Below are 18069 nucleotides of genomic sequence, written 5' to 3' on the forward strand. Positions count from 1 at the left end.
TCTGTCCGGGGCCGTGGTCTTCGGCGCCGTTCACAGTCCGCCCTCCAGCGCGCAGCTCTCTGCGCGCAGCGGGATGCTGATCAGTCGCCCGAACTGCACCTCGGCCGACGCGGCCGCGCAGACCAGGCCGTCCGCACGGTGCGCGCTCAACCGTGCTCCGCCGACTGCCCGTTGCACGACCCCGGCCGCCCGGTCATTGCTCTCTCCTCGCCCGAGCAGCCGGGCGGCATCGGCCGCGGCATCCTGCAGCGCCACCTGCTGGGCGGCGGCACTCAACGCACCGGCGCCCAGCATGAGGGCGAGCAGCACCGCGGGCAGGGCGACCGCCAGCTCGGCGGCGACCGACCCGCGCTCCCCAGCGGCATCCGGCGGCGAGGGCCGGCGCCGCATCACGACACCGTCAGCGCCCGCCGCACGAGGTCCGTGAGGATGCCCCGCACCTCATCACTGCGCATGATCACCACCAGCAAGCCGGCGAAGGCGACCGCTGCCATGGTGGTGATGGCGTACTCCGCGGTCGCCGCGCCGGATTCGTCCGCGAAGAGCCGCGCAGCGCGGCTGCGGGTCAGTTCGGGCAGCTCGTTCCCTGTCATGTCATTCCTTCTCTCTCTTTCTCTCGCGGGACGTCTCTCGTCCCGTGTCTCACGTCTCCGGCGATTCACGTCGGCGGCTCGCATCAGATCGGCAGCGGAGTGGAGCCGAGCACGCTCAGCATCAGCGGCGCCACGCCCAGCAGCAGGAAGGCGGGCAGGGTGCACGCGCCCAGCGGCAGCAGCAGTGACGACGAGAGCCGTGCCGCGCGCAGACGCCCCTGCACGCGCGCCTCGTGCCGCTGCTGCGCCGCGGAGGCTCGCAGCAGCGCACCGGCCGGCACTCCGGCGCTGCGCGAGAGCTCCAGCACGGTGTCGACGGCGCGGCGATCCTCCTCCGGCGCGGTCGAGGCGTGCTCGACCAGGCGCAGGGCGCGAGGGATCGCAGCGCCACCGGACAGGGCGACCGCGACCAGTTCGGCGTGCATGCCCGGGGTCTGCGGCCGAGGCTGCGCGGAGCGGACCAGGCGCCCCGTCCACAGCCGGGCCAGCAGCACCAGACCGATGCCCGCCACCAGGCACGCGATGCCGAACGGGTTCGTCACCAGCACCCCGACCGTGTCGAACCCGAGCGCGAACCCCAGCAGCAGTCCCGCGAACGGCAGCCACAGCAGAAGGCGCGCCGTCCCTGCAGGCTCGGCCAGCGCGATGCGCACATCGTCGGCCGCAGATGCGGCATCCTGCAGCGCCTCGGCGAGCGCGCGCAGCACTTCGGCCAGTGGTGCGCCGACGATCGAGGCGATCTCCCAGGCGGCGGCGACGTCCGACCAGGTGCCGCCCTCTTCGGCGATGGCGGTGGCCGGTTCCGCGCCGTCCGCGCAGCGGCGGCTCACCCGCACGGCAACGGGGTGGCCGGTGTCGGCGAGGTGCTGCCACGCAGTCTTCGGCCGCGCACCCGCCTGCAGCAGAACGGCCAGGGTGCGCACGGCGGATGCCGACTCGGCGGCCGCCGTCCCGGCATCCGGCTCCCGGCGACGCAGCCGCAGCCGCAGCCGGGTCACCATGGCGTCACCTCCTCGACAGTGAGGCGGTCACCGGCGAGCGCGAGCCGCCCGGCGTGCGCGATGTGACGGCGGCCATCGGCCGCCCGCTCCAGGTGCAGCACGATCGTGAACGCGCTCACCGCCTGACGCGCGAGCGCAACCGCATCCATCCCCGCCAGCGCTCCCAGCGCCTCCAGCCGGGCGGGCACGTCTGCCAGGCCGCTGGCGTGCAGCGTGCCGGCGCCGCCGTCGTGCCCGGTGTTCAGCGCCGTCAGCAGTTCGCGCACCTCCTCGCCACGGCATTCGCCGACGACCAGGCGGTCGGGCCGCATCCGCAGCGATTCCCGCACGAGGGTGGTGAGGGTGATCCGCCCCGCGCCCTCGAGGTTCGCCTGGCGGACCTCGAGCGACACGTGGTGCGGATGCCGAGGACGCAGCTCGGCGACGTCCTCGATCGTGACGATCCGCTCCCGCTCCCCCGCCTGCGAGAGCAGCGCGGTCAGCAGCGTCGTCTTGCCCGTGCCCGTGCCGCCGGTGATGAGGATGTTGGCGCGGTCGGCGACCAGGCGCCCCAGCCAGCTCCGCTGCGCCGGGGTGAAGGTGCCAGAGGCGGCGAGTGCGTCGAGGTCGGCGCCGAGCACCCGCGGAACCCGGATCGACAGCGCCGTGCCCGACGCCGCCACCGGCGCGAGCACCGTATGCACGCGGATGCCATCGTCGAGCCGCACATCCACGCAGGGCGACTGGTCATCGAGATGCCGGCCGCCGGCGGCGACCAATGCGACCGCGAGATCGCGCACCTCCCGCTCCGACGCATGCCACTGCGTGACGCGCTCGGCACCCTCACCCCGGTCGACGAACAGGCCGGTGGCCCCGTTGACGAAGATGTCTGTGACCCGCTCATCGCGCACGAACTCGGCGAGCGCACCGAAGGCCGGGTCGACGCTCTGCGGGACGGCCGGGTCGGCATGATGCGCCGCCGCGGTGCGCGGGCGGAGGACGAAGGGCTCGGGCATGCCACGACGCTAGGTCGCCGCCGCGACACCGCCGGGCCCGGATGCCGGGGACTGTGCACAACTGCGGAAGAAGCGTGACTGTGCAGGGGGAAGACCAGGCGCCGTATCGCCGCCGCCCCCGCCCCTACCCCGCGGGAGAACGTGAAGGGCGGCACCTCACGGGGGGAATGAGATGCCGCCCACGCGCAGGCCCGCAATCGGGGGTGTCGGGCGCGCTGAAGCCAGAATCAGATTCGGCTGAGGTCAGTGTATGCATGGCGATGGATCGACGCAAACGACACGCACTACCGACTTTCGACAGTAGGCCCGCCCCGCGAAATGCGGCTAGATTCACCGTGTCACGTGCGTGTTCCCGACACGACCATCAGCCCGCGCAAAGGAGCGAAGAGCCATGAGCAGCCAGATCGACCACCTCCTCGATGAGTCGCGGAAGTTCCCGCCGTCCGAGGAGTTCGTCGCCCAGACGATCGACGACCCCGCCCTGTACGAGCGCGCCCGCGCCGACCGCGAGGGCTTCTGGGCCGACCAGGCGCGCGAGCTCCTGCACTGGCACAAGCCGTTCACGCAGGTGCTCGACTGGTCGAACCCGCCGTTCGCGAAATGGTTCGACGACGGCGAGCTCAACGTCGCCTACAACTGCCTCGACCGTCACGTCGAAGCAGGCCTGGGCGACCGCGTGGCCATCCACTGGGAGGGTGAGCCGGGAGACTCCCGCCGCATCACCTACGCCGAGCTGACCGATGAGGTCAAGCGCACCGCGAACGTACTCGCCGACCTCGGCATCGGCCACGGCGACCGCGTCGCCATCTACCTGCCGATGATCCCCGAGGCTGTCATCTCGATGCTGGCCGTGGCGCGCCTGGGCGCCATCCACTCCGTCGTGTTCGGCGGGTTCAGCGCCGACAGCCTGCGCTCGCGCATCGACGACGCCGGCGCCAAGCTGGTCATCACCGCCGACGGCGGCTGGCGCAAGGGCAAGGTCTCGGCGCTCAAGCCCGCCGTCGACCAGGCCCTCAGCGACCGCAACGGCGAGGGCGAGCAGCAGACCGTCGAGCACGTGCTGGTCGTCAAGCGCGGCGGCAACGACATCGACTGGGACGACGAGCGCGACATCTGGTGGCACGACGCGGTGCCCGCGGCATCCGCCGAGCACGAGGCTCAGGCGTTCCCCGCCGAGAACCCGCTGTTCATCCTGTACACCTCCGGCACCACCGGCAAGCCGAAGGGCATCCTGCACACCACCGGTGGCTACCTCGCCCAGGCGGCGTATACCCACAAGTACGTCTTCGATCTGCATCCCGAGACCGACGTTTTCTGGTGCACCGCCGACATCGGCTGGGTGACCGGGCACTCCTACGTCACATACGGCCCGCTCGCCAACGGCGCCACCCAGCTGATGTACGAGGGCACCCCGGACGCCCCGCACCCCGGTCGCTGGTGGGAGCTGATCGAGAAGTACGGCGTGACGATCTTCTACACGGCACCGACCGCGATCCGCTCGTTCATGAAGCTGGGCCGGCAGATCCCGCAGAAGTTCGACCTGTCGAGCCTGCGCCTGCTCGGATCGGTGGGCGAGCCCATCAACCCCGAGGCGTGGATGTGGTACCGCGAGGTCATCGGCGGCAACCGCACCCCGATCGTCGACACCTGGTGGCAGACCGAGACCGGCGCGATCATGGTCAGCCCGCTGCCCGGCATCACCGCCACCAAGCCCGGTTCGGCGCAGGTGCCCGTCCCCGGCATCTCGATCAGCGTCACGGATGACGACGGCAACGTCGTCGGCAATGGCAACGGCGGACTGCTCGTGATCACCGAGCCGTGGCCCGCCATGCTGCGCGGCATCTGGGGCGACCCGGAGCGGTTCAAGGAGACGTACTGGGAGAAGTTCGAGAGCCAGGGCTACTACTTCGCCGGCGACGGCGCGCGCCTGGACGAGGACGGCGACCTGTGGCTGCTCGGCCGCGTGGACGACGTGATGAACGTCTCGGGCCACCGCCTCTCGACCACCGAGATCGAATCGTCGCTCGTCGCTCACGAGGCGACCGCCGAGGCCGCCGTGGTCGGCGCCTCGGACGAGACGACAGGGCAGGCGGTCGTCGCGTTCGTCATCATCAAGCAGAGCTACCTCGAGGCGCACTCCCCCGAGGGCCTGGCCACGCTGCTGCGCACGTGGGTGGGCGAGCAGATCGGCCCGATCGCCCGTCCGCGCGACGTGTACGTCGTCGGCGAGCTGCCCAAGACCCGTTCGGGCAAGATCATGCGCCGTCTGCTGCGCGACGTCGCCGAGGGCCGCGAGGTCGGCGACACCACCACCCTCGCCGACACCCTCGTGATGAGCACCATCACCAGCCAGGTGAAGTGATCCCACCCCGACCCCGCCGAAACCCCTCCTGAGCGCCGAAACCCCTCGTGAATCACGCGATTCACGAGGGGTTTCGACACTGCTGAGGGGTTTCGGCGCTCAGGGGAGCGCGTCGAGGGAGACGCGTCAGGCGAGGATGAAGGTGACCTCGACCTCGACGGGGCTGTCCAGCGGCAGCACGGGCACGCCGACGGCGGCGCGGGCGTGCTTGCCCGCATCGCCGAAGATCTCGCCCAGCAGCTCACTGGCGCCGTTGATGACGCCCGGCTGGCCGGTGAAGGACGGGTCGGACGCCACGAAGCCGCCCACCCGCAGCACGCCGGCGATGCGGTCCAGGCCGCCTGCGGCCTGCGCGGCCGCCGCGAGCGCGTTCAGCGCGCACGTGCGGGCGTAGCCCTTGGCGGCATCCGCGTCGACGCCGGCTCCGACCTTGCCGGTCTCGGGCAGCGCGCCGTCGGAGAAGGGCAGCTGACCCGAGGTGTAGACCAGTCCGCCGTGCACGACGGCGGGAACGTACGCCGCGACCGGCGCGGCGACGGCGGGCAGCTCCAGCCCGAGCTCGTCGAGGCGTGCCGCGACGCTCACTGCTGGCCGCCTTCGAACTGGCGCGACGCCTCGGCGGCTGCCGCGAGACCGGCGTTGGCGGCGCCCTCCTGAGTGACGGGGCGCTTGAAGTACGCGACCAGTCCGCCCTCGGGACCCTGCACGACCTGCACGAGCTCCCAGCCCTGCTTGCCCCAGTTGTTGAGGATGGCCGCGGTGTTGTGGATCAGCAGCGGCGTGGTCAGATACTCCCACGTGGTCATGGCACTCCTGGGTGTCGACGACGGTCAGATTCGGATGCTGCCGTCGAGGCTTCTATTCAGGGAACTCCCCTACGATCAAGCGTATGCCTCAAACGAATCGCACGGTGAAAGGTGTGCTCGGCGGACTGCTCGGCCTCGTCGGCCTGAGCGCGGTCGCCGGCGTGCTGGCGACCGCGGCCGTGACCCCGGCCATCGCCATCGCCGGCGTCACCGGATCCCAGGCCCTCTCGATCTTCGAGGAGCTGCCCGACAGCCTGACCCCGGGCACTCCGATGGAGCCCACGATCTTCTACGCCACCGGCACCGACGGCAAAACGTTCGAGCTCGCCCGGTTCTACGAGCAGAACCGCGTGCCGGTGACCTTCGACCAGGTCTCCCCCGTGCTGTACGACGCGATCCTCTCCAGTGAGGACAAGAACTTCTACTCGCACGGCGGCGTGAACCTCGGCGCCACCATCAAGGCGGTCATCGACAACGTGGCGGGCACCTCGTCGCGCGGTGCGTCGACCATCAGCCAGCAGTTCGTCAAGAACGTGCTGATCCAGAAGTGCGAGCAGGACGTCTCTCCGAACGAGGAGGACTACCAGGAGAAGCTGCGCGACTGCTGGTACGAGGCCACCCAGGCCACCGGCGCCGAGGGCATCGAGCGCAAGCTGCAGGAGATGCGCTACGCGATCCAGATCGAGAAGGACTTCTCGAAGAACGACATCCTGCTCGGCTACCTGAACGTGGCCAACTTCGGCGGTCAGACCTACGGTATCGAGGCCGCGGCGAACTACTACTTCAGCACCACCGCGAAGAACCTGACCCTCGAGCAGGCGGCGACCCTCGCCGGCGTCGTGCAGAACCCGAACCGGTTCCGCTTCGACCGCCCCGGCGGCTCGTGGACCGACGGTGACGGCAAGGCACGCAACAGCGAAGAGGACGGCTACGCGGATGCCAAGCTACGCCGCAACTACGTGCTCGACCGCATGCTCGCCGATGGCAAGATCACGCAGGAGCAGCACAAGGCGGCCACCGAGGCCGCCGTCGTCCCGCAGATCCAGCCCACCGCGCAGGGCTGCGGTGCCGCCGGAAAGCAGGGTTACTTCTGCCAGTACGTCAAGTCGGTCATCGAGGGCGACGAGGCGTTCGGCGACACGCGCGCCGAACGCCTGGACACGCTGCGCCGCGGCGGTCTGAGCGTCTTCACCACCCTCGACATGCGGGTGCAGCAGCCGGGCAACGACGCGATGGCGCAATACGCCCCCGTCTACCTCGAGGGCAAGAGCTTCGGCGCCTCCGGCGTGACCATCGAGGCCGACACCGGCCGCATCCTCGCGATCGTGCAGAACACCACCTTCAACGAGACCGACAGCGCCGACAAGGCCAAGGGCGAGACGAGCCTCGTCTACGCCGCAGACAAGGACCACGGCAGCGCAGAGGGCTTCCCGGGTGGTTCGACGTACAAGCTCTTCACGCTGGTCGAATGGCTCAAGCAGGGCCATTCGGTCAACGAGGTGCTCGACGGCCGCGTGCGCACGTTCACGGACTTCACCCGATGCGGCGATCCGATCAAGAACGACGACCTCATCAAGAACTTCGGCAACAACCGCGGTCGCGTCTCGAACGTGATGGACTTCACCCGCACCTCGCTCAACACCGGCTATCTCGCCATGGCGCAGCAGCTCGACCTGTGCAAGATCAACGAGACGGCGACCTCGATGGGCGTGCACTACGGCAACGGCAAGCCGGTCACCGAGCCCGCCGGCCCCGGTGACGCCCCGAACGACCCGTACCCCACGACCCTGGGATCGAAGTACATCGCGCCGATCCAGATGGCGGGCGCCTACGCGACCGTTGCGAACAAGGGCATCTACTGCACCCCGAAGGCGATCGACAAGATCGTCGGCACCGACGGCAAGGAGATGAAGCTGCCTGAGTCCTCCTGCACGCAGGTGCTCTCCCCCGAGGTCGCAGCCACGGCGGCGTACGCACTGCAGGGTGTGATGAACGGCGGCACCGGTGGCCCGGCCAACCCCTACGACGGCACGCCGCTGATCGGCAAGACCGGTACCCACGAGAACGCCGGCACGGCGATGGCCATGTCGAGCACCAAGGCGGCCACCTTCGTGTTCGCCGGCAAGGTGTCGGGCGCCGATTACCGGCTCAACCGGGAGTACTTCGGCGGTCGGGCTTTGAACACCGTCCGCTACACGGTCTCGAAGGCGCTGCAGCGCGCCGCCGACGAGTTCTACCCCGGCGGCCGGTTCCCCGAGCCCGACCGCGAGCTCACCCGCCGTGTGATGCGCGACCTGCCCGATGTCGTCGGACGCTCGATCGAAGAGGCCACCGACATCATCCAGGATGCCGGGTTCTCGGTGCAGGTCGGCGACCCGATCGACAGCACCGTGGGTGCGGGTCTCGTGGCGGCGCAGACGCCGGGTGCCGGCCAGGTTCCCAGCGGCACCACGGTCACGCTGAGTCCGAGCACCGGCAAGGCTCCGGCGGTCGATGTGCCCCCGGTGACGGGCGCCAAATTCGCAGCGGCCAAGAAGTCGCTCGAGGATGCCGGATTCACCGTCAGCGGTGATGGCTGCAAGGGTGGAGACACCGTGACCGGGCAGAACCCGGCCGCCGGTGCGGCCCCGCCCGGAACGGTCATCACGCTGACGTGCGAACCGGAGGACGATTGACCCCCCGACGCTCCGCACACCCGGCCCTCATCGCGCTCGGCGCGGTGGGGGCCGCCGGTGTCGCGGCAGCAGTCTGGGGCATCGGCATCGAGCGCTACCTCTTCACCGTCCGCGGGGTGAGCGCGCCGGCGCTGGCGCCGGGCAGTGCACCGATCCGCGTGCTGCACCTGTCCGACGCGCACATGGCTCCCTGGCAGCATCGCAAGCAGGACTGGCTGGCGTCGCTCGCGGCGCTCGAGCCCGACCTGGTCGTGAACACGGGTGACAACCTGGGCCACCGCGAGGGCCTGGACGGCATCCGACGCGCGTTCGCTCCGCTCGCCGGCATCCCCGGGGTCTTCGTGCACGGTTCGAACGACGTTCTGGCGCCGTCGCCGCGCAACCCCCTGCGGTACTTCGCGGGCCCGTCGAAGCGGGTGCACTCGCCCGAGATGCTCGACACCGACGCGATGGATGACTTCTTCACCGGCGAGCTGGGATGGACGTCGCTGAACAACGCGGCGGTCCGGATGGACGTCGCCGGCAGCAGCATCGACTTCCTGGGCGTCGATGACGCTCACCGCGACTGGGACGACCTCGGTGCGCTGCCTGCTGCCCTGGACGCGCTGGGACCGCGCCCGGAGGGCGCCTCGGTGCTCGGGGTCACCCACGCGCCGTACCGCCGGGTGCTCGACGGGCTCGTCGACCTCGGAGCGGATGCCGTGTTCGGCGGCCACACGCACGGCGGCCAGGTGTGCCTGCCCGGGTTCGGCGCCCTGGTGGCGAACTGCGACATCCCGCTCAAGCAGGCCAAGGGGCTGAGCACCTGGACCCACCGCGGTCGTACGGTGCCGCTGAACGTGAGCGCCGGCTGCGGGCACTCGATCTACGCACCGGTACGCTTCGCATGCCGCCCGGAAGCGACGCTGCTGACGCTCACCGCACGTTCTGCCTGAACCGGTGCGGAGCGGCTGCAGTGCCGCGCCCGGGAGGCTGCCGATTCGTCGTTGCGGCGCTTCGCATGTAGACTTGAACGGTTGCGAAAACGGGGTGTGGCGCAGCTTGGTAGCGCGCTTCGTTCGGGACGAAGAGGCCGCAGGTTCAAATCCTGTCACCCCGACAGTGAATGAGAAGGGATCCGCCGAAGGCGGGTCCCTTCTCTCATGCCCGGCGCCGTGCACGGCTGTCCGGCACCGGGCATCCTGAGCGCCCTCGACTATCCTGGACTCATCATGACTGCACCGCGCCTGGTCGCCTTCGACCTCGATGACACGCTTGCGCCCTCGAAGGGCCTGATCGACGACCGCATCGCCGCTCTGCTGCTGGCGCTGCTGCAGCGCGTCGAGGTCGCCATCATCTCCGGCGGCAACGAGACGCAGTTCCGCACCCAGGTGGTCGCGCAGCTCGAGGACGCCTCGGCATCCGATCTGGCCCGGCTGCACCTGCTGCCCACCTGCGGCACGCGCTACCTGCGCCACGACGGCACCGGGTTCAGCACGCTGTACGCGCACGACCTGACCGTCGCCGAGAAGACCGGCGCGATGGTCGCCCTGCGCGAAGAGGCCGAGCGCCTGGGGCTGTGGGAGAGCGAGCCGTGGGGCGAGATCCTCGAGGACCGCGGCTCGCAGATCACTTTCTCGGCGCTGGGCCAGCAGGCCCCGCGCGAGGCGAAGCACGACTGGGATCCGACCGGTGAGAAGCGCATGCAGCTGCGGGATGCCGTCGCCGCGCGCCTGCCCGAGCTCGAGGTGCGCTCGGGTGGATCGACGTCGATCGACATCACTCGTGCGGGTATCGACAAGGCGTACGGGATGCAGCGGCTGGCTGAGCACACCGGTATCGCCCTGTCCGAGATGCTGTTCTACGGCGACCGCCTCGACGAGGGCGGGAACGACTACCCGGTCCTTGAGATCGGGGTCCCCTCCGTGCCCGTGGAGGGCTGGCAGGACACCGCCGACAAGCTCGACGCGCTCCTCGAGACGCTCCCCGCGCCCGTCGGGCACTGAGGTCTTCTGCGGGCGTCCTGCTTGAGGGCGCCATATCCCGCGGGCATGTCCCACTTCTTGCGGGTCACGTCCCCGCACACCCGCAGCAAGTGGGACACGCAGTTGTGCCGTGTCTCAGAAAGGGCGGGTCCGGAGCATCCAGACCCGCCCTTTCTGAGACATGCGACCTCGTGTGGGCCTTCGCAGACGGCATCCGCGTACGGCATCCGGTACGGCACCCACGTGCCGGCATCCTTGGACGGCGCGCGTACGGCGTCCTCCAGCTGCTGACGGCATCCACTGGCCGCCGACCGCATCCACCGGCATGTCCCACTTCTTGCAGGTCACTTCCCCGCACACCCGCAGCAAGTGAGACATGCCGCCGGGCCGTGTCTCAGAAACGGCGGGTCCGGAGCATCCAGACCCGCCGTTGCTGGGACATGCGACGTGGTGGACGGCACCGGCACGCGGCATCCGCAGGCGTAACAGCTGTCAGCGCACGACCGACTCTGCAGCATCCGCGGCGACGGGCACAAGGCGCGACAGCTGCGTGACGTGCTTCGGCTCGAGCTCGGCGAGCGACGAGACTCCCAGCAGGCGCATCGTGCGCTCAATCTCGGTGCGCAGGATGGCGATGGTGCGGTCGACGCCCTGACGTCCGCCGGCCATCAGGCCGTAGAGGTAGGCGCGGCCGATGAGGGTGAAGTCGGCCCCCAGGGCGACGGATGCCACGATGTCGGCGCCGTTCATGATGCCGGTGTCGACCATGACCGTGAAGTCGTCGCCGACGGCCTTGCGCACGTGTGGCAGCAGGCGGAACGGGATGGGCGCACGGTCGAGCTGGCGGCCACCGTGGTTGGAGAGCACGATGCCGTCGACGCCGGCATCCTTGAGCCGCACCGAGTCCTCGACGTTCTGCACGCCCTTGATGACGATCTTGCCGGGCCACAGATCGCGGATGACGGCCAGGTCGTCGTAGCTGATCGTGGGGTCCATCGCGGCATCCAGCAGCTCGCCGACGGTGCCGCCGGTGGTGCTGAGCGAGGCGAACTCGAGCTTGGGGGTTGTGAGGAAGTCGAACCACCACCACGGCCGCGGGATGGCGTTGATGATCGTGCCGAGGGTCAGCTGCGGCGGAATGCTGAAGCCGTTGCGCTTGTCGCGCAGGCGCGCACCGGCCACCGGGGTGTCGACGGTGAACTGCAGAGTGTCGAAGCCGGCGGCGGCGGCACGGCGGGTCAGCTCATAGGAGATCTCGCGATCGCGCATGACATACAGCTGGAACCAGTTGCGGCCGGGTACCGGTCCCTGAGGCTCGCGAAGGGTGGCGGCCTTGACGCCCTCGATCGAGGTGGTGCCGAGCGTGGACAGGGTGAACGGGATGCCGGCGGCAGCTGCCGCACCCGCGCCCGCCACCTCGCCCTCGGTCTGCATGAGACGCGTGAAGCCGGTCGGCGCGATGCCGAACGGCAGCGCCGAGGGCCCGCCGAGGATGTCGACGCTGGTGTCGACGGTCGGCGCGGGCTTGAGGATGCCGGGGTGGAACTCGACGTCCTCGAACGCCTGTCGCGCGCGCGCCAGCGACAGCTCGCCCTCGGCGGCGCCATCGGTGTAGTCGAAGGCCGCCTTGGGGGTGCGCCGCTTGGCGATGTCGCGCAGGTCGTAGATCGTGAGCGCGGCGTCGAGACGGCGCTTGCGGCCGTTGAGCTCGGGCTTCTTGAACTTCATGAGCTCGAGCAGCTCGGCGGGGTTGGGCACCTGGCGCTGGACCATGGCGTTCCTCTCGTTCGGATGGACGGGCCGCACAGGCCCTGATCTGGTGGGTGTCAGTGCGTCTCGGGCACGAGGCCCGCGGCGCGGTAGTAGCCGGTGATGTGCGCGCGGATGTGGACGCGCGCGGCATCCGTCCTGCCCGCATCGATCGCGTCGACGATCTCGTGGTGCTCGGCGCGCAGTCGCGCGGCCATGGCATCCCAGTCCTCGATGCGCGCCGACCCCTCGAGCACGTACGACTCGATGGCGGTGCGCAGCCCCGCCATGGTGGCGGCGATGACCGTGTTCCCCGACGCCTCGGCCAGGGCGTAGTGCAGCTCGGCATCGAGGGCGAGGAACTCGGGCGCGGTGAGGCCGTCGGCATCCATCGCGGTGAGGATGCCGCGCACGCCGGCCAGGTCGCGCGCGGGGTCGGTGCTGAGTCGCTGCGCGACGGCGTCTTCGAGTACGAGACGGGTCTGCACGACATCCGCCAGCGGGAAGCCCTGTGCGGCCACTTGCAGGCGCAGCAGGGTCGACATGCCACCCGAGGGCGCCGCGATCACGATCGCGCCGGCCTGCGGTCCGGAGCCGGTGGCCGTGCGGATCAGGCCCATGACCTCCAGCACGCGCAGCGCCTCGCGGACGCTCGACCGGCCCACGCCGAGGTCGGCGGCGAGGTCGCGTTCGGACGGCAGCCGGTCACCGGGGCCGAGCACGCCCTCGAGGAGGTCGCTCTCGATGCGTGCGAGCACGGTGCGCCAGGCGCGCTGCGTCTCCGTCGTCTGCGGCATCCGTCCTCCTGTGGTCTGACCACAGAATAGCCGGTGTGGTCAGACCACGCAAACCCTTCCTTCCTCCCCACCACAAGTTGGGCAGGCCAGAACAGAGAGGGCGTAGGAGCGTTCCCGGAGCGAGCATCGGGGAGGGACCCGCGAAGCGGGAGGGGCCACCCGCTCTGCGAGCGGCGGGAACGCTCCGGAGCCCGTGCCCCAGACTCAGCGCAGGGAACACCCCTCCCCTCCGCCCCGCCTGATGCCGGCCTCAGCCCAGCTCGCCGCCGGACTCCTCCAGGTAGCAGTTGCCGCACAGCGACTCGTACGTCACCGACGCCCCGTCGATCGCCACCTGGTCGCCGGCGAACACGAAGCGCCCGTCGGCGACGCGGCCGTTGAACACGGCCTTGCGCCCGCACCGGCAGATCGTCTTCAGTTCCTCGAGCGAGTGCGCGATGGCCAGCAGCCGCGCCGAGCCCGGGAACGCGTGCGTGCGGAAGTCGTTGCGGATGCCGTAGGCCATCACCGGTATGCCGTCGAGCACGGCGATGCGGAACAGGTCGTCGATCTGCTCCTCAGACAGGAACTGCGCCTCGTCGATGAGCAGGCAGGCCACGTCGACGGGCTCGGTCGGAAGCAGCTCATCCTCGCCCTCGCGACGCACCCGCTCGCGTTGCTCGGCGAACAGGGCCCTGGCATCGTCATCCGGGCCGATCAGGAAGTCGACCTCGCGAGTGACGCCCAGGCGGCTCTCGATCTGCGAGGCGCCCTTGGTGTCGATCTCGGGCTTGGCCAGCAGCACGCGCTGCCCGCGCTCCTCGTAGTTGTAGGCGGCCTGCAGCAGTGCGGTCGATTTGCCCGAGTTCATCGCACCGTAGCGGAAGTACAGCTTCGCCACGGCCGGTCCGTCAGGCCGTGAGGGACAGGGCGGATGCGGTGGCGCTCATCGACTTCTCCGCAGCATCCGGGTCGTCGTTGAGCGTCTCACCCATCGTCGGGATGAGCTCGCGCAGCGCGGGCTCCCACCCGGCGTACTGCTCGGGGAAGCAGCGCTTGAGCAGCCCCAGCATGATCGGCACGGCGGTCGACGCTCCGGGGGAAGCACCCAGGAGTCCGGCGATCGAGCCGTCCTCCGAGGCGATCACCTCGGTGCCGAACTGCAGGATGCCGCCCTTCTTGGGGTCCTTCTTCATCACCTGCGCGCGCTGGCCGGCCTGGATCAGCGTCCAGTCCTCGTCCTTCGCAGTGGGCATGAACGTGCGCAGCCCGTCGACCTTCTTCGCGTGCGTCTTGACGAGCTCGCCGAGCAGGTAGGTGATGAGGTCGGGGTTCGCGAGGGCGACGCGCAGCATCGGCCCCAGGTTGTGCGGGCGCACCTGCGAGACGATGTCGAGCAGCGAGCCGTTCTTCAGGAACTTCGGGCTGAACGTGGCGAACGGGCCGAACAGCAGCGACGACTCCCCTTCGACGACGCGGGCGTCGAGGTGCGGCACCGACATCGGCGGTGCGCCGACGGATGCCTGCGAGTACACCTTCGCCTTGTGCTGGGCGACCACGGCGGGGTTGCTGGTCTTGAGGAACTGCCCGCCGATCGGGAAGACGCCGTAGCCCTTGATCTCGGGGATGCCGCTGTTCTGCAGCAGCTTGAGCGCCCAGCCGCCCGCGCCCACGAAGACGAAGCGGGCCTTGATCTCGCCGGGGGTGCGGCCGATGGTCTGGCGGTACTTGATCAGCCAGGTACCGTCCTGCTGGCGCTTCAGCGAGCGCACCTCGTGGTCGGTGTACACCCGGGCGCCAGTCGAGGCGAGGTGGTCGAACAGCTGATGGGTGAGCGCGCCGAAGTCGACGTCGGTGCCTGAAGGCACGCGCGTGGCCGCGAACGGCTCGCCCTTGCGGCGCTTCTGCATGAGCAACGGCGCCCACTGGTTGATGACGCGCGAGTCCTCGCTGTACTCGATGCCGGCGAACAGCGGCTCCTTCTTGAGCACCTCGTAGCGGGCCTTGAGATAGGCGACGTCCTTCTCGCCGCGCACGAAGGTCATGTGCGGCGTCGAGTTGATGAACGTCGAGGGCTCGTCGAGCACGCCGCGGGCGATGAGGTTCGACCAGAACTGGCGGCTCTGCTGGAACTGCTCGTTGATGCCGATCGCCTTGGCCGGGTCGAGAGGACCGTCGGTCTGCGGCATGTAGTTCAGCTCGCACAGCGCGGCGTGACCGGTGCCGGCGTTGTTCCAGGGGTTCGAGCTCTCCTGGGCGACGTCGCTGAGTCGCTCGTAGGCGACGATCTTCCAGTCCGGCTGCACCTCGCGCAGCAGCGTACCCAGCGTGGCGGACATGATGCCCCCACCGATCAGAACGACATCGACGGTTTCGGTCACCCGACCATCCTAGTCGCCAGATCCACTCCCCCCTTCGCCCGCCACCTTCCGTCTATTCGTCACGAAGTACCGGAATCCGGGCCGGATAACGCGACGAAGTGACGAATAGACGCAGAAACGGGTCAGGCGGAGGCGGGGACGAGGCGGCGGGTGAGCTCCTCGGCGATCTGCACGGCGTTCAGCGCCGCGCCCTTGCGCAGGTTGTCGTTGCTGATGAACAGCGCGAGACCCTTGCCCTCGGGGGCGGACTGGTCGGCGCGGATGCGGCCCACGAAGCTCGGGTCCTTGCCAGCGGCCTGCAGCGGTGTCGGCACCTCGTCGACGACCACGCCGGGAGCGGATGCCAGCACCTCGTACGCCCGTGCGGGAGTGATGTCGTTCGCGAACTCGGCGTTGATCGAGAGGGAGTGGCCGGTGAAGACCGGCACGCGCACGCAGGTGCCCGCCACGCGCAGGTCGGGCAGACCGAGGATCTTGCGGCTCTCGTTGCGGAGCTTCTTCTCCTCGTCGGTCTCGTTGTCGCCGTCGTCGACGACTGAGCCGGCCATCGGGATGACATCGAACGCGATCGGGGCGACGTACTTCTCCGGCTGCGGGAAGTCGATGGCCGAGCCGTCGTGCACCAGGCGCAGCGTGTCGCCCTGGGCGAGGACGCCCTCGACCTGTCCGAGCAGCTCCTCGGCACCGGCGAGGCCGGAGCCGGAGACCGCCTGGTAGGTGCTGACGATGAGGCGCTCGAGGCCGGCCTCGGCGTGCAGCGCCTTCAGCACGGGCATGGCCGCCATGGTGGTGCAGTTCGGGTTGGCGATGATGCCCTTGGGGCGCACGTCCATGTCATCCGGGTTGACCTCGCTGACCACCAGCGGCACCTCTGGGTCCATGCGCCAGGCGCTGGAGTTGTCGACGACGACCGCGCCCGCGGCGGCGAACTTCGGCGCGTAGGCGCGGCTCGCGGTGGCACCGGCGGAGAAGAGCGCGATGTCGATGCCGGCGGCATCCGCGGTCTCGACGTCCTCGACGATGACCTGCGCACCGCCGAACTCGATGGCCTTGCCGGCCGAGCGTGCCGAGGCGAACAGCCGCAGCTCGCGGATCGGGAACGCGCGCTCGGCGAGGATGTCGCGCATGACGGTGCCCACCTGGCCGGTGGCGCCGACGATGGCGATCGAGAATCCTGAGTCGGAGATACGGGTCATGAGGGTCCTTGGCGTGAAGACGATGCGCCAGGCTCAGCTCCAGGGTGCGGTTGCTGCGCCTGGCGCCGATGTCAGGGTTGCGGTGAGTCTACCTGCTCCCGGGCGGGTGGGGACGCGTGGTGACGAGGTCGCGGTCGGGCGCAGGGACGGATGCACGATGCGGGAACGGATGCACGACGGATTCGGCGATCCGGTCGTGCAGGTGTTCCCCGGTCGTGCAGGTGTGCCCCGGAGCACGGAGCGCGGAGCGCCTGAGCGTGGAGTGCCTCAGCGGCCGGTGCCGGCGTGGACGACGGCTTCGATCTCGCTGTCGAGCCCGTAGGCGCTGTGCACGGTGCGAGCGGCCTCGGCGAGGTCGTCGCCGCGCAGCACGACCGAGATGCGGATCTCGGAGGTCGAGATCATCTCGATGTTGATGCCGCCGGCGCTGAGCGCCTCGAACAGGATCTCCGACACACCCGAGTGGGTGCGCATGCCCGCGCCGACCACCGAGAGCTTGCCGATCTGGTCGTCGTGCAGCAGGTTCTCGAAGCCGACCTCGGACTGCTCGGCGGCGAGCGCCTTGATCGTGCCGGGGGCGTCGGCCTTGGGCAGCGTGAACGAGATGTCGGTGCGCCCGGTGGAGGCGGCCGACACGTTCTGCACGATCATGTCGACGTTGGCACCCGACTTCGAGACGATCTTGAAGATCTCGGCGGCCTTGCCCGGCACGTCGGGCACGCCGACCACGGTGATCTTGGCCTGGCTGAGGTCGGTGGCGACGCCGGCGACGATGGGTTCTTCCATGGCTGCTCCCTCGGATGCGCGAGGGTTCTTCATGCCCTCGGCCAGAACGTAGGTGCCCTCGGCCGACGAGAACGACGACCGGGCGTGGATGAGGACGCCGTGACGGCGTGCGTACTCGACGGCGCGGATGTAGAGCACCTTGGCGCCGTTGGCGGCGAGCTCGAGCATCTCCTCGCTGGAGACGTGGTCGAGCTTGCGGGCCCGCGGGATGATGCGCGGGTCGGAGGTGTAGATGCCGTCGACGTCGCTGTAGATCTCGCAGACGTCGGCCTTGAGAGCGGCGGCCAGCGCGACGGCGGTGGTGTCGGAGCCGCCGCGACCGAGGGTGGTGATGTCGCGGGTGTCGCGGTTGAAGCCCTGGAAGCCGGCGACGATGACGATCGCCCCCTCGTCGAGCGCCTCACGCAGCCGCACCGGGGTGACGTCGACGATGCGCGCCTTGCCGTGGTGGGAGTCGGTGATCATGCCAGCCTGGCTGCCGGTGAACGAGCGGGCCTCGAAGCCCATCGAGTGGATGGCCATCGCCAGCAGCGCCATCGAGATGCGCTCACCGCTGGAGAGCAGCATGTCGAGCTCGCGCGGTGCGGGGATGGGAGCGACCTCGTGTGCGAGATCGAGCAGCTCGTCGGTCGTGTCACCCATGGCGCTGACGGCGACGACCACGTCGTGCCCGGCGCGGCGGGTGTCGACGATGCGCTTGGCGACGCGCTTGATGCTCTCTGCGTCGGCGACGGACGAACCGCCGTACTTCTGCACGATCAGGGCCACGATCACTCCCGGGGACG

At 69.7% G+C, this 18069-nt stretch carries 16 protein-coding genes and 1 tRNA gene; 5 read left to right on the forward strand and 12 right to left on the reverse strand.

The window, feature by feature from the left end; all coding sequences use genetic code 11:
- Positions 1-30 precede the first annotated feature (30 nt).
- The 4 genes from H7694_RS11915 to H7694_RS11930 form a co-directional block, all read right to left on the reverse strand.
- Complete coding sequence (locus H7694_RS11915; RefSeq protein ID WP_193596704.1) at positions 31-390, reverse strand: TadE family type IV pilus minor pilin; 360 nt, start codon at positions 388-390, stop codon at positions 31-33.
- Positions 390-593, reverse strand: coding sequence for a DUF4244 domain-containing protein (locus tag H7694_RS11920; RefSeq protein WP_193596705.1), 204 nt, complete (start codon positions 591-593; stop codon positions 390-392). Before H7694_RS11920 ends, H7694_RS11915 begins: the two co-directional genes overlap by 1 nt.
- Before the next feature lie 83 nt (positions 594-676).
- A complete protein-coding gene (locus H7694_RS11925) occupies positions 677-1594 on the reverse strand; it encodes a type II secretion system F family protein (RefSeq protein WP_193596706.1) in 918 nt (305 codons plus the stop codon).
- Positions 1588-2589, reverse strand: coding sequence for a TadA family conjugal transfer-associated ATPase (locus tag H7694_RS11930; RefSeq protein WP_193596707.1), 1002 nt, complete (start codon positions 2587-2589; stop codon positions 1588-1590). The genes H7694_RS11925 and H7694_RS11930 overlap by 7 nt, the downstream gene beginning before the upstream one ends.
- A 391-nt stretch (positions 2590-2980) precedes the next feature.
- Here H7694_RS11930 and acs point away from each other — a divergent pair, with 391 nt between their 5' ends.
- On the forward strand, positions 2981-4951 hold the full coding sequence (acs, locus tag H7694_RS11935; RefSeq protein ID WP_193596708.1) for an acetate--CoA ligase: 1971 nt from the start codon (positions 2981-2983) through the stop codon (positions 4949-4951).
- Between the two features lie 126 nt (positions 4952-5077).
- On the opposite strand, the gene H7694_RS11940 is transcribed toward acs, so the two are convergent.
- Together H7694_RS11940 and H7694_RS11945 are read right to left on the reverse strand one after the other, a co-directional pair.
- Positions 5078-5536, reverse strand: a complete 459-nt coding sequence (locus tag H7694_RS11940; protein WP_193596709.1) for a RidA family protein — start codon at positions 5534-5536, stop codon at positions 5078-5080.
- Positions 5533-5757, reverse strand: a complete 225-nt coding sequence (locus tag H7694_RS11945; RefSeq protein ID WP_193596710.1) for a hypothetical protein — start codon at positions 5755-5757, stop codon at positions 5533-5535. The genes H7694_RS11940 and H7694_RS11945 overlap by 4 nt, the downstream gene beginning before the upstream one ends.
- Before the next feature lie 83 nt (positions 5758-5840).
- Here H7694_RS11945 and H7694_RS11950 point away from each other — a divergent pair, with 83 nt between their 5' ends.
- The 4 genes from H7694_RS11950 to H7694_RS11965 all read left to right on the forward strand — a co-directional run bounded on the left by H7694_RS11950 (position 5841) and on the right by H7694_RS11965 (position 10417).
- A complete protein-coding gene (locus tag H7694_RS11950) occupies positions 5841-8432 on the forward strand; it encodes a transglycosylase domain-containing protein (protein WP_227468093.1) in 2592 nt (863 codons plus the stop codon).
- Positions 8429-9367 carry a metallophosphoesterase gene (locus H7694_RS11955; RefSeq protein ID WP_193596711.1) on the forward strand — a complete coding sequence of 313 codons (939 nt, stop codon included), beginning with the start codon at positions 8429-8431 and terminating at the stop codon, positions 9365-9367. Before H7694_RS11950 ends, H7694_RS11955 begins: the two co-directional genes overlap by 4 nt.
- Positions 9368-9457: 90 nt before the next feature.
- Positions 9458-9531: transfer RNA gene (locus H7694_RS11960), tRNA-Pro, on the forward strand.
- 112 nt (positions 9532-9643) lie between these two features.
- Positions 9644-10417, forward strand: coding sequence for an HAD-IIB family hydrolase (locus H7694_RS11965; RefSeq protein ID WP_193596712.1), 774 nt, complete (start codon positions 9644-9646; stop codon positions 10415-10417).
- A 471-nt stretch (positions 10418-10888) separates the two neighbouring features.
- On the opposite strand, the gene H7694_RS11970 is transcribed toward H7694_RS11965, so the two are convergent.
- The 6 genes from H7694_RS11970 to H7694_RS11995 form a co-directional block, all read right to left on the reverse strand.
- The gene (locus H7694_RS11970) at positions 10889-12169 is read right to left on the reverse strand and encodes an alpha-hydroxy acid oxidase (protein WP_193596713.1); all 1281 of its coding nucleotides are present in this window, start codon (positions 12167-12169) and stop codon (positions 10889-10891) included.
- Positions 12170-12222: 53 nt separating this feature from the next.
- Entirely contained in the window at positions 12223-12942 is a 720-nt protein-coding gene (locus tag H7694_RS11975; RefSeq protein ID WP_193596714.1) for a FadR/GntR family transcriptional regulator, read from the reverse strand.
- A gap of 250 nt (positions 12943-13192) precedes the next feature.
- A complete protein-coding gene (locus H7694_RS11980) occupies positions 13193-13822 on the reverse strand; it encodes a thymidine kinase (protein ID WP_193596715.1) in 630 nt (209 codons plus the stop codon).
- Between the two features lie 10 nt (positions 13823-13832).
- Positions 13833-15302, reverse strand: a complete 1470-nt coding sequence (locus H7694_RS11985) for a malate:quinone oxidoreductase (RefSeq protein WP_193596716.1) — start codon at positions 15300-15302, stop codon at positions 13833-13835.
- 122 nt (positions 15303-15424) lie between these two features.
- Positions 15425-16498 carry an aspartate-semialdehyde dehydrogenase gene (locus H7694_RS11990; RefSeq protein ID WP_193596717.1) on the reverse strand — a complete coding sequence of 358 codons (1074 nt, stop codon included), beginning with the start codon at positions 16496-16498 and terminating at the stop codon, positions 15425-15427.
- A gap of 267 nt (positions 16499-16765) precedes the next feature.
- Positions 16766-18052: an aspartate kinase gene (locus tag H7694_RS11995; RefSeq protein WP_193596718.1), complete on the reverse strand. Its 1287-nt coding sequence runs from the start codon at positions 18050-18052 to the stop codon at positions 16766-16768.
- Positions 18053-18069: the final 17 nt, after the last annotated feature.

This window comes from Microbacterium sp. YJN-G, from assembly GCF_015040615.1.
In the GTDB taxonomy this organism is placed as follows: Bacteria; Actinomycetota; Actinomycetes; order Actinomycetales; family Microbacteriaceae; genus Microbacterium.

What these genes read in the sequence shown, in the direction of transcription:
- H7694_RS11915 (WP_193596704.1), bottom strand. Translation starts at nt 390, where the DNA reads ATGCGGCGCCGGCCCTCGCCGCCGGATGCCGCTGGGGAGCGCGGGTCG.
- H7694_RS11920 (WP_193596705.1), bottom strand. Translation starts at nt 593, where the DNA reads ATGACAGGGAACGAGCTGCCCGAACTGACCCGCAGCCGCGCTGCGCGG.
- H7694_RS11925 (WP_193596706.1), bottom strand. Translation starts at nt 1,594, where the DNA reads ATGGTGACCCGGCTGCGGCTGCGGCTGCGTCGCCGGGAGCCGGATGCC.
- H7694_RS11930 (WP_193596707.1), bottom strand. Translation starts at nt 2,589, where the DNA reads ATGCCCGAGCCCTTCGTCCTCCGCCCGCGCACCGCGGCGGCGCATCAT.
- acs (WP_193596708.1), top strand. Translation starts at nt 2,981, where the DNA reads ATGAGCAGCCAGATCGACCACCTCCTCGATGAGTCGCGGAAGTTCCCG.
- H7694_RS11945 (WP_193596710.1), bottom strand. Translation starts at nt 5,757, where the DNA reads ATGACCACGTGGGAGTATCTGACCACGCCGCTGCTGATCCACAACACC.
- H7694_RS11950 (WP_227468093.1), top strand. Translation starts at nt 5,841, where the DNA reads ATGCCTCAAACGAATCGCACGGTGAAAGGTGTGCTCGGCGGACTGCTC.
- H7694_RS11965 (WP_193596712.1), top strand. Translation starts at nt 9,644, where the DNA reads ATGACTGCACCGCGCCTGGTCGCCTTCGACCTCGATGACACGCTTGCG.
- H7694_RS11970 (WP_193596713.1), bottom strand. Translation starts at nt 12,169, where the DNA reads ATGGTCCAGCGCCAGGTGCCCAACCCCGCCGAGCTGCTCGAGCTCATG.
- H7694_RS11975 (WP_193596714.1), bottom strand. Translation starts at nt 12,942, where the DNA reads ATGCCGCAGACGACGGAGACGCAGCGCGCCTGGCGCACCGTGCTCGCA.
- H7694_RS11990 (WP_193596717.1), bottom strand. Translation starts at nt 16,498, where the DNA reads ATGACCCGTATCTCCGACTCAGGATTCTCGATCGCCATCGTCGGCGCC.